The organism is Pseudomonas savastanoi, assembly GCF_020917325.1.
GTDB classification, from domain to species: domain Bacteria; phylum Pseudomonadota; class Gammaproteobacteria; order Pseudomonadales; family Pseudomonadaceae; genus Aquipseudomonas; species Aquipseudomonas amygdali.
The window spans coordinates 1,577,242-1,590,700 of sequence record NZ_CP076652.1; the positions used below are offsets into that span (position 1 = coordinate 1,577,242).

Here is a 13,459-nt window from a genome sequence, read left to right on the forward strand (position 1 = left end):
GGTGTTCCGGTCGCGTACAGGGCGGGGCAGGCTTGCAGAGGGTAGGGGAGTTCTTTCAGAGCCAAATGAAAAAGCCCGGCATGAGCCGGGCTTCTTCTATTAACGAGTGCTGAGCTGCGATTACAGGATCGAGATCGGGTAGTCGACAATCAGGCGGAACTCGTTGACGTCGCCATCTGGCTGATCAACATTGCTGCGGTGCCAAGCTTGACGCATACGGAAGGACAGGTCTTTCGCCGGGCCATTCTGTACAACATATTTAGCTTCAAGGTTGGTTTCGTGGTGTTTGCCATCGGCGCCATAAAGACCAGCATACTTGCTGGAACTATCTACCTTGGTGCCGTCGATGTCGTCACCATTGATGTAGCGCGTCATGAAGCTTAGGCCAGGCACGCCGTAGGGAGTCATGTTCAGATCATAACGAACTTGCCAGGATTTCTCGCCCGGACCGTTGAAGTCAGAATACTGAACCGAGTTGGCGAGGAAAATCGAGTCGCCGCCACGGTTCTTGCTGCCGATACCGATGTAGTCGAACGGGGTGTCACCATCGACCTTCTGAAATGCGACAGTAACCGTGTGCGCTGCCAGAAAGGAATAGGCAGCTGAGGCGGAATAGGTAGTGTTATTGATCGAGCCTGCTTCAGCGCTACCTTCATCGAGTGTGCGGTAAAGGTTTACGTCAAAGGCCAGAGACTGATCATTGCTCAGAGGCAAAACGTAATTCACATTACCGTAGTACTGATCCCATATGTCCTCAAGTCTGGATGCGTAGAAGGCAACTCCGAGGCTGTCGGTCACTGCATATTTGCCGCCCAGGAAGTCGGCATTTGAAGCGCGCAGGCCATTGCCGTTCGCATAAGTAGCCCAGATCGTACCGTCATGGCTCGTAGTATCTTGGGCTGTGCCGGAGTAGAAGTGACCTGCTTCCAGATCAAGGCCTGCGATCTCGCTGCTCTGCAGGCTCAGACCGCTCGCAGTTTGAGGCAGAAGACGCGAACCACCTACAGCGAATACCGGGCTGGTAGGTTGCATGTCACCGACTTTCAGCTCGGTTTTGGAGATGCGGAATTTGACAGCGCCGCCTATCTTGCCAAATGTGTCTTTGTTGTCTCGATCAGCCCCGTCAGCGCGGGTCGCAAGGTTGCCTGAACCTGAGTACTTATCCGGACCCCACAGTTTCAGGCCAGCGTAGCCGAATGCCTCAACACCGACACCGATGGTGCCTTGAGTGTAGCCGGTGCTGAAGTTGGCCCAGATACCCTGGGTCCAGTCGCGATCATCCCGAGCGCGATCTTTCTTGTCGCGGTTGTAATAGTAATTGCGCAACTTCAGGTCAAGCGTGCTGCCTTCCACAAAGCCCTTGGCATCAGCCTGATCGCTGACGAAAGGTGCCGCTGTTGCCAGTTGGGTGCTGGCTGCCGTAACGGCCAGTGCGATTGCGCTCCACTTCATCACTCTCATCGTGATTGCTCCTTTGGTTTTTAGAAGATTTTTGCCGTCCACCTGTTTTTTTATCTGGGCGGCTCTTTCTATTTTTGGTCGGCGGAATCTATATCACGCTGACGCTGGTTGCTATAGGTACAGCTCTATCCTTTCAGATTCTTTACGACATGGCGCCAGGCTAGCCCGTAGTGGCATCTGTGCTTGATCGAATGGATCAATACGCGGTCTGCCAAACACGTCCCCAAGGCCGCGAGCCTTGTTTCCCTTGATGCTGTCACCCTCGTTTTCCGCCGGGGGGACGTGATCATATGGGTCATAAAGCAACAAGCGTGCACAAAATTTCCGAAAATGAAAAAATTTTGTGAAAAATCAGAATCAGCATCGCTTTTTTGATTTATCCATATGATTTTTATGAATATTTCAATTTTGTAAAAATATCGATGGATTTTACGTGTCATGGTTTGGGGCGGTTCTTTCTCGCAAAAGCGTTACCCGAATCAGCTCCCTTTGAGTAGAAAACGAATGCGCTGTGTTGTTGTCGCAACAGCAGTGTGTGATTTTGGTGCAGTGCGTACCCGGCTCGCCTGAACCTGGAGCAATGCTCTGGTTGGTCACCATGGTGAGGCCAGGGTTGTTTCATTTTCATGTACCTGAAGCAGGCAATTGTCAGGCGGCGTTTCAATGCATGAATTCATGGTTGGCGGTTGTGTGACATTAGCGAGCGTCAAATCGGTGCGGTCAACGTTATGCCGGACTCATTCTGGTGCGCATGGCGGCGGGCAGGTGAAGCGCCGTGCGAACCCTAGTATCCTGCGGACCTCGCAGCACCCTGTTACCGACAGGGCAGGTACATTCACCTGGCAGTCAGGAGTTTTTTATCGTGTTCGTTCTGGATTCTCGTCTTCAACAAGACACCTTGCCCATTGGCGACTTTCCGCTGTGCCGGTTACTGCTCTCCAATGACAGTCATTACCCGTGGTTCATTCTGGTACCGCGTCGGGCTGATATCACTGAGGTGTTTCAGTTGAGCGCTGCAGATCAGTTGCAGCTATGGCAGGAGACCAGTGTTCTGGCCAAGGTGCTGAAAGAGCTGTTCGATGCGGATAAAATCAACATTGCTGCCCTGGGTAATGTGGTCAGTCAGTTGCACATGCACGTAATTGTGCGCAATCGTGACGATGCGGCCTGGCCTGCGCCCGTCTGGGGCAAGCATGCTGCAGTCGCTTACACCGACGAGCAGTTCTCGGCAATCTGCCGGCAGCTCAGGCCGGTATTGACGAATGATTTTCGATTTGAGGAGGAGCAGTCATGAGCCTTGAAGAGCGAGTCATGGAGCTGGAAAGCCGCATGGCCTTTCAGGACGATACAATTCAGGCACTCAATGATGTGCTGGTAAAGCAGCGGCGCGAGTTTGATCATCTGCAGCAGCAGATGGCAGCAATGATCAAGCGTCAGGAGGAGATGGGCAGTCAGTTCGATACCTTCGAGGAAGAAGCGCCGCCACCTCACTATTGATCTGTTGCCATAAAAAAACCGCGACTTCCTTTGGAAGGTCGCGGTTTTTTGTTGCCCGAAAAAAATCAGCGGCGGGGCAGGGCTGCAATAACGTCTTCGGCCTGCAGGCCTTTGTCGCGGTTCATCACGGAAAACTCGACGCGTTGGCCTTCGACCAGTACGCGATGGCCTTCACCGCGAATGGCACGAAAATGCACAAAAATATCGTCGCCGGAATCCCGGGAGATAAAGCCGAAGCCCTTGGAGGTGTTGAACCACTTTACGGTGCCAGTATCACGATTTCCCATGTCGTGGCTTTGAGGTGCGGAGGATGGAGTGTAAGACCTGTAAAAGCTGACGCCCAGGTGCAAGGCGACGGCCACGATGGCAATGCTCAGGCTAACCAGAATTGCCGGTTGGCCTGCGATGCCGGGCAGAGGAACAAGCAAGGTCAGCGTTTGTACGATTACTGCAATGACAAGCAGGGCACTGACCAGATTTTGCAGATTATGACGTGGGCCTCGATTCCAGTAAGGGATTACCGGAGCGAGTATCAGGTTAAGCAGCCCGAGGAATGCCAGGCAGATGGCGTCAGGGTTTTGCAGGTAGAGAGAGACCGCTTCACTACGCAGGCTAGGTATGAAAGAGAGCAACAGGGCTGCTGCTCCCGTTACCAGATGGACGATTTTCAACATTTTAAAAAGCTCACATGCAAGAAGGATTACAAGAAATAGCTGGTAACGCCCGGTACGCTTCTGAACAAGATGAGGCGTGATGCACGGGCGCAGGGCCAGCCTATGCGCCAACGCTGAATGGCAACTCGTTGGCGACACGACGTGTATTTAACAGCAAAGCCTGATGCTACTCAAATCAGCAATCAATAACGGCTCTCCTGCTTGCCCTGCCTGGATAGCCTGTGCCGCTACAGGGGTTGAAGCAGAGCGTTCAGGCTGGTTTTGCTAATGAGCATTGAGGGTGCGCAGGGATTTTCTGTCCGTGGCGCCTGTTGTGATGCGTCACAAAGCACCCAGGTATGTCCATGAATCGTTGCCGGCTTGTGGCATCGACCCAACGGAAAGCTGCGCCATTCGGGTTCTCTTGATAGAGTAGTGGTCTTTACTGCTTTTCAATCCTCACTAAAAGGGCATGAAACATGGCAATCGATATTGGTATCAGTGAAGAGGATCGCAAATCGATCGTGGACGGTCTGTCGCATCTGCTGTCGGATACTTACGTGCTTTACCTCAAGACTCACAACTTTCACTGGAATGTCAGCGGGCCGATGTTTCGCACGCTGCATTTGATGTTTGAAGAGCAGTATAACGAACTGGCACTGGCGGTTGACTCTATTGCCGAGCGTATTCGTGCGTTGGGCTTCCCTGCTCCTGGCACTTATTCGACGTATGCTCGCCTGTCTTCCATCAAAGAAGAAGAGGGCGTGCCAAGTGCTGAAGATATGATCAAAAGTCTGGTCCAGGGTCAAGAGGCCGTTGTCCGTACTGCGCGTAGTATCTTTCCTCTTCTCGACAAGGTCAGCGATGAGCCGACAGCTGACCTGCTGACGCAGCGTATGCAGGTTCATGAGAAAACTGCCTGGATGTTGCGCTCGATGCTCGAGTCGAAATAAAGACCTGGGCGAGTGACGCTCAGCGCCACTCGCCTGTTCTTCATGTGTTGCCTTGCAGGCGGTGCCTGCCCCTTGCCTTTTTGGCCCCCGCTGCCGGAGTGTTCGGGCAGATGAAGGCTTGGTTGTCGCCTGTTATCACGCCTATCATCCAGCTATCTCCCTAGCACTTCTTCATTATCCCTTCAGGGTTATACGATATTCCGCTGATTCCTGTAGCCATCTCCTACAGTGATAAAGTATTAGAGCGGCTGGATATAAAATCTCGAATCATGTTTTATACATCGGGGCATTTATTTGTTTTTGAATATTTCTTTCAATGTTTAAAGTTTATGATTCGAAGGTGGTCGTTATGATGTTACGAAATGCTGAGCGAGAGCTTAAGTTGTTACAGCGGGAGGTGGAAATACGCCATGACCCCTTTGTCGAGGATTTCAACATGACGCTGGCGCAGCCTCATTCCAAATCCGTTCGGCTCAATGGTCTGGCTACTTGCCTGCGACTGGAGAACGTGTACTGGAACATTCTGTCAGGCATTGCAAGTTCCAATGAGTGTTCTGTTAACGCGGTATTGTCCTACATTGATCGAGAGGTTCACTTACGTCATGGTGGCGTAAAGAATTTCAGCGGTCTGATTCGCGTTGTCTGTGTTGCGCATCTGTTGAAGCACGATCGCGTGGAAAATGCCCACGTCTAGAGTGGTCTTTATCCTCATTCCTGCAGGCCCGCTTCGGCGTGCCTGCGTTTCCCCCGTAGCGCGACTGTGCTGGGGGCGGTCACGAACTTATCCGGCCGTGATAGGTTCGTTCGGCTGCACGGTGCCAATTAACTCTATATAATCCTCCGTCTTGCTAGCGGGCGTGACTCTGCGTGGGCCAGGGCTGGCTTTAGTCTTGTGCCGGTGCCGTGTACCACTGAGCGCAAGCCAGGAGCGAAAGCGCCACCGAATTCGAATTACGAGAAGTGAAAACACCATCATGATGCGCAGCCATTATTGCGGCCAACTGAACGAGAGTCTGGAAGGCCAGGAAATTACCCTTTGCGGATGGGTCCACCGTCGTCGTGACCACGGAGGCGTTATCTTCCTCGATATCCGCGACCGTGAAGGCATGGCTCAAGTCGTGTTCGACCCTGATCGTGCCGACAGCTTCGCCGCCGCTGACCGCGTGCGTAGCGAGTACGTGGTCAAGGTCGTGGGCAAGGTTCGTGCTCGTCCGGCAGGTGCCGTGAACGCGAACATGGCTTCGGGTGCCATCGAGGTTCTGGGTTACGAACTCGAAGTGCTGAATGAGTCCGAGACTCCGCCATTCCCACTGAATGAATACTCCGACGTCGGCGAAGAAACACGCCTGCGTTATCGCTTTATCGACCTGCGCCGTCCGGAAATGGCCGAGAAGCTGCGTCTGCGTTCGCGCATCACCACCAGCATCCGCCGCTATCTGGATGACAACGGCTTTCTCGACGTCGAGACGCCGATCCTGACCCGCGCCACACCGGAAGGTGCTCGCGACTATCTGGTTCCAAGTCGCACACACCCGGGCAGCTTTTTCGCCCTGCCGCAGTCGCCTCAGTTGTTCAAGCAATTGCTGATGGTGGCTGGCTTTGACCGCTACTATCAGATCGCCAAGTGCTTCCGCGACGAAGACCTGCGTGCCGACCGTCAGCCGGAATTCACTCAGATCGACATCGAGACCAGTTTCCTCAATGAAGAGGACATCATCGGTCTGACCGAGAAGATGGTTCGTCAGCTGTTCAAGGAAGTCCTGGACCTGGAGTTCGGTGATTTCCCGCACATGACCTTCGAAGAAGCCATGCGCCGCTACGGCTCCGACAAGCCAGACCTGCGTAACCCGCTGGAACTGGTGGATGTTGCCGATCAGCTCACCGGCGTCGAGTTCAAGGTGTTCAGCGGTCCGGCCAACGACCCCAAAGGGCGTGTTGCCGCACTGCGTGTGCCGGGCGCTGCCAGCATGGCGCGCAGCCAGATCGACGACTACACCAAATTCGTCAGCATCTATGGTGCCAAGGGCCTGGCCTACATCAAGGTCAACGAGCGCGCGAAGGGGCCGGAAGGCTTGCAGTCGCCGATCGTCAAGTTCATCCCGGAAGACAACCTGAACGTCATCCTTGATCGCGTGGGTGCGGTCGATGGCGATATCGTTTTCTTCGGCGCGGACAAGTTCAAGATCGTCAGCGAAGCTCTTGGCGCGCTGCGCATCAAGATCGGTAACGACCTCAAGCTGCACACGTGCGAGTGGGCACCGATGTGGGTCGTCGACTTCCCGATGTTCGAAGAAAACGACGACGGCAGCTTCACCGCATTGCACCATCCCTTCACGGCACCCAAGTGCACGCCCGAAGAGCTGGAAGCCAATCCGGCGACGGCGCTGTCGCGTGCCTACGACATGGTGCTTAACGGTACCGAGCTGGGCGGCGGTTCGATTCGTATCCACCGCAAGGAAATGCAACAGGCGGTCTTCCGTCTGCTGGGTATCGCCGAAGACGAGCAGCAGGAGAAGTTCGGCTTCCTGCTCGACGCCTTGAAATACGGCGCTCCGCCGCACGGTGGTCTGGCGTTTGGTCTGGACCGTCTGGTGATGCTGATGACCGGCGCGCAATCGATTCGTGAAGTGATTGCGTTCCCGAAAACCCAGAGCGCCGCCGACGTCATGACCCAGGCGCCTGGCGTTGTCGATGCCAAAGCGTTGCGCGAGCTGCATATCCGTCTGCGCGAGCAGCCAAAGGCCGAGTGATGCCGGGCAGGGCGTATCGTCGATACGCCCTGTATCTGCCCTTATTGAGTGAAGCTTTTTGCCTCGTTGTTCAGGGCGAAAGGTGAAGGTGTTTCAAAAAGAATCTGGAGCGAAAAATGGCAGGTCATTCTAAGTGGGCGAACATCAAGCACCGCAAAGAGCGTCAGGATGCCAAGAAAGGCAAGATTTTCACCAAGTGGATTCGTGAGCTGACCGTTGCTGCGCGTCAGGGCGGCGGCGATCCTGGTTCCAACCCGCGTCTGCGTCTGGCGCTGGACAAGGCGCTTGGTGCAAACATGACCCGTGACACCATTGATCGTGCGGTTGCGCGAGGCGTGGGCGCATCCGACGGTGATGATGTCGAGGAGCTGGGTTACGAGGGCTACGGCCCGGGCGGTGTGGCAATCATGGTCGAAACCATGACTGACAACCGCAATCGTACCGCCGCTGCCGTTCGTCATGCGTTCACCAAGTGTGGCGGCAACCTCGGTACTGACGGCTCTGTGGCTTACCTGTTCGATCGCAAGGGTCAGATTTCCTTTGCTGCCGGCGTCGATGAGGATGCCCTGATCGAGGCTGCCATGGAAGCTGACGCCGATGATGTCGTGACCAACGACGATGGCTCGATCGATGTGTTTACGTCGTTCTCCGGGTTCTATGCCGTGCGTAACGCTCTTGAGGCCGCAGGTTTCAAGGCTTCCGACGCAGAAATCGTCATGTTGCCGACAACCAGTGCAGTGCTTGATCTGGAGACCGCCGAGAAGGTCCTCAAGCTGATCGACATGCTTGAAGACCTGGATGACGTGCAGAACGTCTATTCAAACGCGGAAATTCCGGACGACGTCATGGAGCAACTGGGCTGATCGCCGACAGGTAACACCGAGTCAGAAGCCGGGGGAGCGAAGCTGTGAGCATCACGCAGCTATCGGCCTCCGGCTTCTGCCTTTATGCTGCACCTATTGTTTTGCGTCACCTTCTCAAGCTGCAGGCGTTATGACTCTTATTCTTGGTATCGACCCCGGTTCGCGAATTACCGGCTATGGCGTGGTACGTGACACCGGGCGTGGTTGTGTCTACGTCGCTTCCGGGTGCATTCGTACCGGGAGTGGTGAATTGCACGAGCGTTTGCAGATCGTCTATCGCGGGGTGCGGGAGGTCATCAAGACCTACGGGCCGGTGACGATGGGCATCGAAAAGGTTTTCATGGCGCGCAATGCCGATTCAGCCCTGAAGCTGGGGCAGGCCAGGGGCGCGGCCATTGTGGCGGGTGCCGAGGAGGCGCTGGAAATTGCCGAGTACACTGCCACTCAGGTCAAGCAGGCAGTGGCAGGGACTGGCGGTGCCAATAAAGAGCAGGTGATGATGATGGTCATGCATTTGCTCAAACTGACCCAGAAGCCTCAGATTGACGCCTCCGACGCCCTGGCTATCGCGCTGTGTCATGCGCACACGCGCTCCAGCCTGATTCCTCACGGGTTGAGTACCGCGCGCAGCCGCGGCGGCCGTTTGCGTCTGTGACTGAATCACGAGGACCTGTGTCTTTACGATGACTGTGTTCAATTTCTTCTTCGCGCAAGCGACAGGCAACACGAAAGGATCTGAAACGTGATTGGACGTTTACGCGGCTCTCTCGCCGAAAAACAGCCTCCGCATCTGGTGTTGGATGTCAATGGTGTCGGCTATGAGCTGGAAGTGCCGATGACGACGCTGTATCGGTTGCCGCATGTCGGCGAAACAGTGACATTGCACACCCATCTGGTGGTCCGCGAGGACGCGCATCTGCTGTATGGCTTCTATGAAAAACGCGAGCGCGAGCTGTTTCGTGAATTGATCCGGCTGAACGGGGTCGGCCCCAAGCTGGCGCTGGCGTTGATGTCCGGCCTGGAAGTTGATGAGCTGGTGCGTTGCGTTCAGGCGCAGGACACATCGGCGCTGACTCGTATTCCCGGTGTAGGCAAGAAAACCGCCGAGCGTCTGCTGGTCGAGCTCAAGGATCGGTTCAAGGCCTGGGAATCCTTGCCAGGCACCTTTACGCTGGTTTCCAATGGTCCGAATCAGGCCGAGCCTGTGGCATCGGCCGAATCCGATGCAGTCAGCGCGCTTATTTCACTGGGTTACAAACCGCAGGAGGCGAGCAAGGCTGTCTCCGCCATCAAGGAAAAAGATTTGAGCAGTGCGGATCTGATTCGCCGTGCGTTGAAGGGGATGGGTTAAGTGATAGACGCCGACCGTCTGATAACCGCCGCTGGCGGCCGTGATCGTGATGAACAGATGGACCGTGCGATTCGGCCACTGAGCCTTGCGGACTACATCGGCCAGCCGACCGTACGCGAGCAGATGGAACTGTTCATCCAGGCTGCCCGTGGCCGCAATGAGGCGCTGGATCACACATTGATCTTTGGGCCGCCCGGTCTGGGCAAGACCACGCTGGCCAATATTATCGCTCAGGAAATGGGTGTCTCGATCAAGAGTACCTCCGGGCCGGTGCTTGAGCGGCCCGGTGATCTGGCCGCAATCCTGACCAACCTTGAACCCAACGATGTGTTGTTCATCGATGAGATCCATCGTTTGTCGCCGATTGTCGAAGAAGTGCTGTATCCGGCAATGGAAGATTTCCAGCTCGACATCATGATCGGTGAAGGGCCCGCCGCGCGCTCTATCAAACTTGATCTGCCACCGTTCACGCTGGTCGGTGCGACTACGCGCGCGGGCATGCTGACCAATCCGTTACGTGATCGTTTCGGTATCGTTCAGCGACTCGAGTTTTATAATATTGCCGACCTGTCGACGATCGTATCGCGCTCGGCGGGTATTCTGGGGCTGGTCATCGAGCCGCAAGGCGCTTTCGAGATCGCCAGGCGCGCCCGTGGTACGCCACGGATCGCCAACCGTTTGTTGCGTCGGGTACGGGATTTCGCCGAGGTGCGCGGCAATGGGCAGATCACCCGGCAGACCGCCGACAAGGCCCTGAACCTGCTGGACGTCGACGAGCATGGCTTCGATCATCAGGACCGGCGTCTGCTGCTGACCATGATCGAGAAGTTCGATGGCGGGCCTGTCGGTGTCGATAGCCTGGCGGCGGCCATCAGCGAGGAGCGTCACACAATCGAGGACGTGCTCGAGCCCTATTTGATCCAGCAAGGCTATATCATGCGCACGCCGCGCGGACGTGTGGTCACCCGTCATGCGTATCTGCATTTCGGGCTGAATATCCCCTCCAGGATGGGGGAGATGCCGGTGGCGGACGATGTGGTCGATGATCCGGCGGATTTATAGCAATGCTTTGCAATTTATTTGCGGTCGGCGTGGTCACATTGCCAGTCCTGCCGCCGATACCGGTAATAAGTGGCAAAACGTTGAAAAACAGTTGCCTGACCCGATTGGCAACCTGAGGAGTAAGCTCTAGAGTATGCGCGCGCAAAACGGGGTTCAGTCGTTCGCACATCGCTGTCGCGTTTATTACGAGGACACCGATGCTGGCGGCATCGTCTACTACGTCAATTATCTGAAATTCATGGAGCGGGCTCGTACCGAGCGGCTGCGGGAATTGGGCTTTGCCCAATCCGAACTGGCGCAGGAAAACCTTTTATTTGTCGTGCACTCCAGTGACGCGCGTTATCACAAGCCCGCGCGGCTGGATGACGAGTTGCTTGTCAGTGCAGAAGTAACCGAATTGAACCGTGTCAGCCTGCGCTTTCAACAGCAGATCAGGCGGGCGTCGGATGCAACGCTGCTCTGTGAAGGGCAGTTCCTGGTGGCGTGTGTACGCGCCGATAGTTTTAAACCCCGGGCCATTCCCGAAGCTCTGCGAGCGGCCTTTGCCGACCAGGGCGGCGCGGGCATACATTCAGAGCAGGAGATAAAGCGTGGAAGCTAACGTCGTCGACCATTCCTCCATGTGGAGTTTGGTCAGCAATGCCAGCATTGTTGTTCAGTTGGTAATGCTGATTCTGGTGGCTGCTTCGGTCACTTCGTGGATCGTGATTTTTCAGCGCAGCAATATGCTGCGCGCAGGTCGTCGTGCACTGGACAGCTTTGAAGAGCGTTTCTGGTCGGGTATCGATCTGTCCAAACTGTACCGTCAGGCGGGCAGCAATCCCGATCCGGACTCTGGCGTAGAGCAGATCTTTCGTGCCGGTTTCAAGGAATTCTCCCGCCTGCGTCAGCAGTCCGGTGTCGATCCCGATGCGGTCATGGAAGGTGTGGCGCGCGCCATGCGTGTGGCTATTTCCCGCGAGGAAGAAAAGCTCGAAGCAGGTCTGCCATATCTGGCGACCGTGGGTTCCACCAGCCCTTACGTCGGTCTGTTCGGTACTGTCTGGGGGATCATGAACTCCTTCCGCGGTCTGGCAACTGCCCAGCAGGCAACGCTGGCCACCGTGGCACCGGGTATTGCCGAGGCACTGATTGCAACGGCCATCGGCCTGTTCGCAGCCATCCCGGCCGTTATTGCCTACAACCGTTTCGCCGCGCGCAGTGAGACCTTGATCAGCCGTTACTACACGTTCGCTGACGAGTTCCAGGCCATCCTGCACCGTAAAGTGCACACCAGCGAAGAGTGAGCAGGTAATTCCCCATGGCTTTAATCGCTCGAGATCGTCGCAGAAAACGCAAGCCGGTCGCCGAAATGAACGTAGTGCCCTACATCGACGTGATGCTGGTGTTGCTCGTGATTTTCATGGTGACGGCTCCCATGATCAACCAGGGCGTGAAAGTCGACTTGCCCAAGGTCTCCAGCGAGGCTTTGCCGCAAGACAACAACAATCAGGTCCTGACCATTTCGATCAAGGCTGACAAGACCTATTACTGGAACCTTGGCAGCGAAGTCGATACCGACAAACAGATGGACAAGGCAATGACCCTGCCGCAGCTGACTGCCGCAGTGACCAAGATCGTCGCTGCCGGGCGTGACGCAGGCAAGCAGACGCAGGTTTTCATTCGTGGTGACAAGACCGTCGATTACGGCTCGGTCATGGGCACGATGGGCGGGCTGCAGAAGGCTGGGGTCGGGAATGTTGGCTTGATTACCGAGGCACCCTGATGCAGCCGATTCGAGAGCCGTCCGCCTCGGAAAGCTACTTCTGGCCCAGTGTCTGGGCCGTGGCATTGCATATTCTGATTTTCGGCATGCTGTTCGTCAGTTTTGCCATGACTCCGGACTTGCCCGAAGCCAAGCCTATCGTTCAGGCAACGCTCTATCAGCTCAAGTCCAAGAGCCAGGCCACTACCCAGACCAACCAGAAGATTGCCGGTGAGGCGAAGAAAACCGCTGCGCGACAAACTGAAGTCGAACAGCTGGAGCAGAAAAAGATCGAGCAGCTCAAACAGGAAGCTGTAAAAGCTGCGGAACAAAAGAAAGAAGAGTCGGCTCAAAAAGCCGAAGAGCAGAAAGCCGCCGACGAAGCCAAAAAGGCCGAACAGAAAGCAGAGGAGGCCAAAAAGGCTGACGATGCCAAGAAAGCCGATGAAGCCAAGAAGGTTGCCGACGCCCAAAAGCTTGAAGAGAAGCAGCAGGCTGATATAGCCAAGAAAAAGGCCGAAGAAGAGGCGAAGAAAAAAGCCGAAGAAGACGCCAAGAAAGCTGCTGCCGAGGAAGCCAAGAAACAGGCTGCTGATGAGGCCAAGAAAAAGGCCGCAGAAGACGCCAAGAAAAAGGCTGCCGAGGACGCGAAGAAAAAAGCCGCTGCAGATTCCGCCAAGAAGGCGCAGGAAGCAGCTCGCAAATCCGCTGAAGACAAGAAGGCGCAGGCACTGGCCGATTTGCTGTCCGATAAACCGGAACGGCAACAGGCTTTGGCTGACGAGCGGGGCGATGAAACGGCTGGCAGTTTCGATGACCTGATTCGTGTCAGGGCGTCCGAAGGCTGGAGTCGTCCACCATCGGCACGTAACAACATGTCGGTAACGTTGCAGATCGGCATGTTGCCGGACGGTACGATTGCTTCAGTATCGATTGCCAAGTCCAGTGGTGACGGGCCGTTCGACAGCTCTGCGGTTGCTGCGGTGAAGAACATTGGACGTTTGACAGAAATGCAGGGTCTGAAGCCGGCTGACTTCGCTCCCTATCGTTCATTCAAGATGACATTCACACCTGGAGATCTAGCCTTGTGATCAACCTTTTTCGAGGACTGCTGGTCGTTCTCTG

At 55.6% G+C, this 13,459-nt stretch carries 15 protein-coding genes; 13 read left to right on the forward strand and 2 right to left on the reverse strand.

Going from position 1 to position 13,459, the window contains the following annotated elements; translation table 11 throughout:
• Positions 1-120 precede the first annotated feature (120 nt).
• Positions 121-1,461 carry an OprD family porin gene (locus KP808_RS07010; protein ID WP_230017874.1) on the reverse strand — a complete coding sequence of 447 codons (1,341 nt, stop codon included), beginning with the start codon at positions 1,459-1,461 and terminating at the stop codon, positions 121-123.
• An 862-nt stretch (positions 1,462-2,323) separates the two neighbouring features.
• Between KP808_RS07010 and KP808_RS07015 the strand changes: the two genes are divergently transcribed.
• Positions 2,324-2,755, forward strand: a complete 432-nt coding sequence (locus KP808_RS07015) for an HIT family protein (RefSeq protein ID WP_004657909.1) — start codon at positions 2,324-2,326, stop codon at positions 2,753-2,755.
• Positions 2,752-2,958: a SlyX family protein gene (locus KP808_RS07020; protein WP_002554665.1), complete on the forward strand. Its 207-nt coding sequence runs from the start codon at positions 2,752-2,754 to the stop codon at positions 2,956-2,958. The genes KP808_RS07015 and KP808_RS07020 overlap by 4 nt, the downstream gene beginning before the upstream one ends.
• A 65-nt stretch (positions 2,959-3,023) precedes the next feature.
• On the opposite strand, the gene KP808_RS25940 is transcribed toward KP808_RS07020, so the two are convergent.
• On the reverse strand, positions 3,024-3,632 hold the full coding sequence (locus tag KP808_RS25940; protein ID WP_057402409.1) for a cold-shock protein: 609 nt from the start codon (positions 3,630-3,632) through the stop codon (positions 3,024-3,026).
• A gap of 458 nt (positions 3,633-4,090) precedes the next feature.
• Here KP808_RS25940 and KP808_RS07030 point away from each other — a divergent pair, with 458 nt between their 5' ends.
• The 11 genes from KP808_RS07030 (at position 4,091) to tolA (ending at position 13,425) form a co-directional block, all read left to right on the forward strand.
• Positions 4,091-4,564: a Dps family protein gene (locus tag KP808_RS07030; protein ID WP_003314356.1), complete on the forward strand. Its 474-nt coding sequence runs from the start codon at positions 4,091-4,093 to the stop codon at positions 4,562-4,564.
• Positions 4,565-4,913: 349 nt separating this feature from the next.
• On the forward strand, positions 4,914-5,258 hold the full coding sequence (locus KP808_RS07035; RefSeq protein WP_122280194.1) for a ribbon-helix-helix domain-containing protein: 345 nt from the start codon (positions 4,914-4,916) through the stop codon (positions 5,256-5,258).
• Positions 5,259-5,538: 280 nt separating this feature from the next.
• Complete coding sequence (gene aspS, locus KP808_RS07040) at positions 5,539-7,314, forward strand: aspartate--tRNA ligase (RefSeq protein WP_002554661.1); 1,776 nt, start codon at positions 5,539-5,541, stop codon at positions 7,312-7,314.
• Between the two features lie 116 nt (positions 7,315-7,430).
• Positions 7,431-8,177, forward strand: coding sequence for a YebC/PmpR family DNA-binding transcriptional regulator (locus tag KP808_RS07045; protein ID WP_004657903.1), 747 nt, complete (start codon positions 7,431-7,433; stop codon positions 8,175-8,177).
• A 130-nt stretch (positions 8,178-8,307) separates the two neighbouring features.
• A complete protein-coding gene (ruvC, locus tag KP808_RS07050; RefSeq protein WP_004657902.1) occupies positions 8,308-8,832 on the forward strand; it encodes a crossover junction endodeoxyribonuclease RuvC in 525 nt (174 codons plus the stop codon).
• 87 nt (positions 8,833-8,919) lie between these two features.
• Positions 8,920-9,528, forward strand: a complete 609-nt coding sequence (ruvA, locus tag KP808_RS07055) for a Holliday junction branch migration protein RuvA (protein ID WP_004657901.1) — start codon at positions 8,920-8,922, stop codon at positions 9,526-9,528.
• Complete coding sequence (gene ruvB, locus KP808_RS07060; RefSeq protein ID WP_002554657.1) at positions 9,529-10,590, forward strand: Holliday junction branch migration DNA helicase RuvB; 1,062 nt, start codon at positions 9,529-9,531, stop codon at positions 10,588-10,590.
• Positions 10,591-10,723: 133 nt separating this feature from the next.
• Positions 10,724-11,191, forward strand: coding sequence for a tol-pal system-associated acyl-CoA thioesterase (ybgC, locus tag KP808_RS07065; protein ID WP_005733346.1), 468 nt, complete (start codon positions 10,724-10,726; stop codon positions 11,189-11,191).
• Positions 11,181-11,876 (forward strand): protein TolQ, encoded by a 696-nt coding sequence (gene tolQ, locus KP808_RS07070; RefSeq protein ID WP_002554655.1) that lies wholly within the window; start codon positions 11,181-11,183, stop codon positions 11,874-11,876. Before ybgC ends, tolQ begins: the two co-directional genes overlap by 11 nt.
• Positions 11,877-11,890: 14 nt before the next feature.
• Positions 11,891-12,355: a protein TolR gene (gene tolR / locus KP808_RS07075; protein ID WP_002554654.1), complete on the forward strand. Its 465-nt coding sequence runs from the start codon at positions 11,891-11,893 to the stop codon at positions 12,353-12,355.
• Positions 12,355-13,425 carry a cell envelope integrity protein TolA gene (gene tolA, locus KP808_RS07080; protein WP_230017882.1) on the forward strand — a complete coding sequence of 357 codons (1,071 nt, stop codon included), beginning with the start codon at positions 12,355-12,357 and terminating at the stop codon, positions 13,423-13,425. The genes tolR and tolA overlap by 1 nt, the downstream gene beginning before the upstream one ends.
• The last annotated feature ends 34 nt before the right edge of the window (positions 13,426-13,459 follow it).

Excerpts from the sequence above, each read along its gene's own strand:
- KP808_RS07010 (WP_230017874.1), bottom strand. The coding sequence starts at position 1,461 with ATGAGAGTGATGAAGTGGAGCGCAATCGCACTGGCCGTTACGGCAGCC.
- KP808_RS07020 (WP_002554665.1), top strand. The coding sequence starts at position 2,752 with ATGAGCCTTGAAGAGCGAGTCATGGAGCTGGAAAGCCGCATGGCCTTT.
- KP808_RS25940 (WP_057402409.1), bottom strand. The coding sequence starts at position 3,632 with ATGTTGAAAATCGTCCATCTGGTAACGGGAGCAGCAGCCCTGTTGCTC.
- KP808_RS07030 (WP_003314356.1), top strand. The coding sequence starts at position 4,091 with ATGGCAATCGATATTGGTATCAGTGAAGAGGATCGCAAATCGATCGTG.
- KP808_RS07035 (WP_122280194.1), top strand. The coding sequence starts at position 4,914 with ATGATGTTACGAAATGCTGAGCGAGAGCTTAAGTTGTTACAGCGGGAG.
- aspS (WP_002554661.1), top strand. The coding sequence starts at position 5,539 with ATGATGCGCAGCCATTATTGCGGCCAACTGAACGAGAGTCTGGAAGGC.
- KP808_RS07045 (WP_004657903.1), top strand. The coding sequence starts at position 7,431 with ATGGCAGGTCATTCTAAGTGGGCGAACATCAAGCACCGCAAAGAGCGT.
- ruvC (WP_004657902.1), top strand. The coding sequence starts at position 8,308 with ATGACTCTTATTCTTGGTATCGACCCCGGTTCGCGAATTACCGGCTAT.
- ybgC (WP_005733346.1), top strand. The coding sequence starts at position 10,724 with ATGCGCGCGCAAAACGGGGTTCAGTCGTTCGCACATCGCTGTCGCGTT.
- tolR (WP_002554654.1), top strand. The coding sequence starts at position 11,891 with ATGGCTTTAATCGCTCGAGATCGTCGCAGAAAACGCAAGCCGGTCGCC.
- tolA (WP_230017882.1), top strand. The coding sequence starts at position 12,355 with ATGCAGCCGATTCGAGAGCCGTCCGCCTCGGAAAGCTACTTCTGGCCC.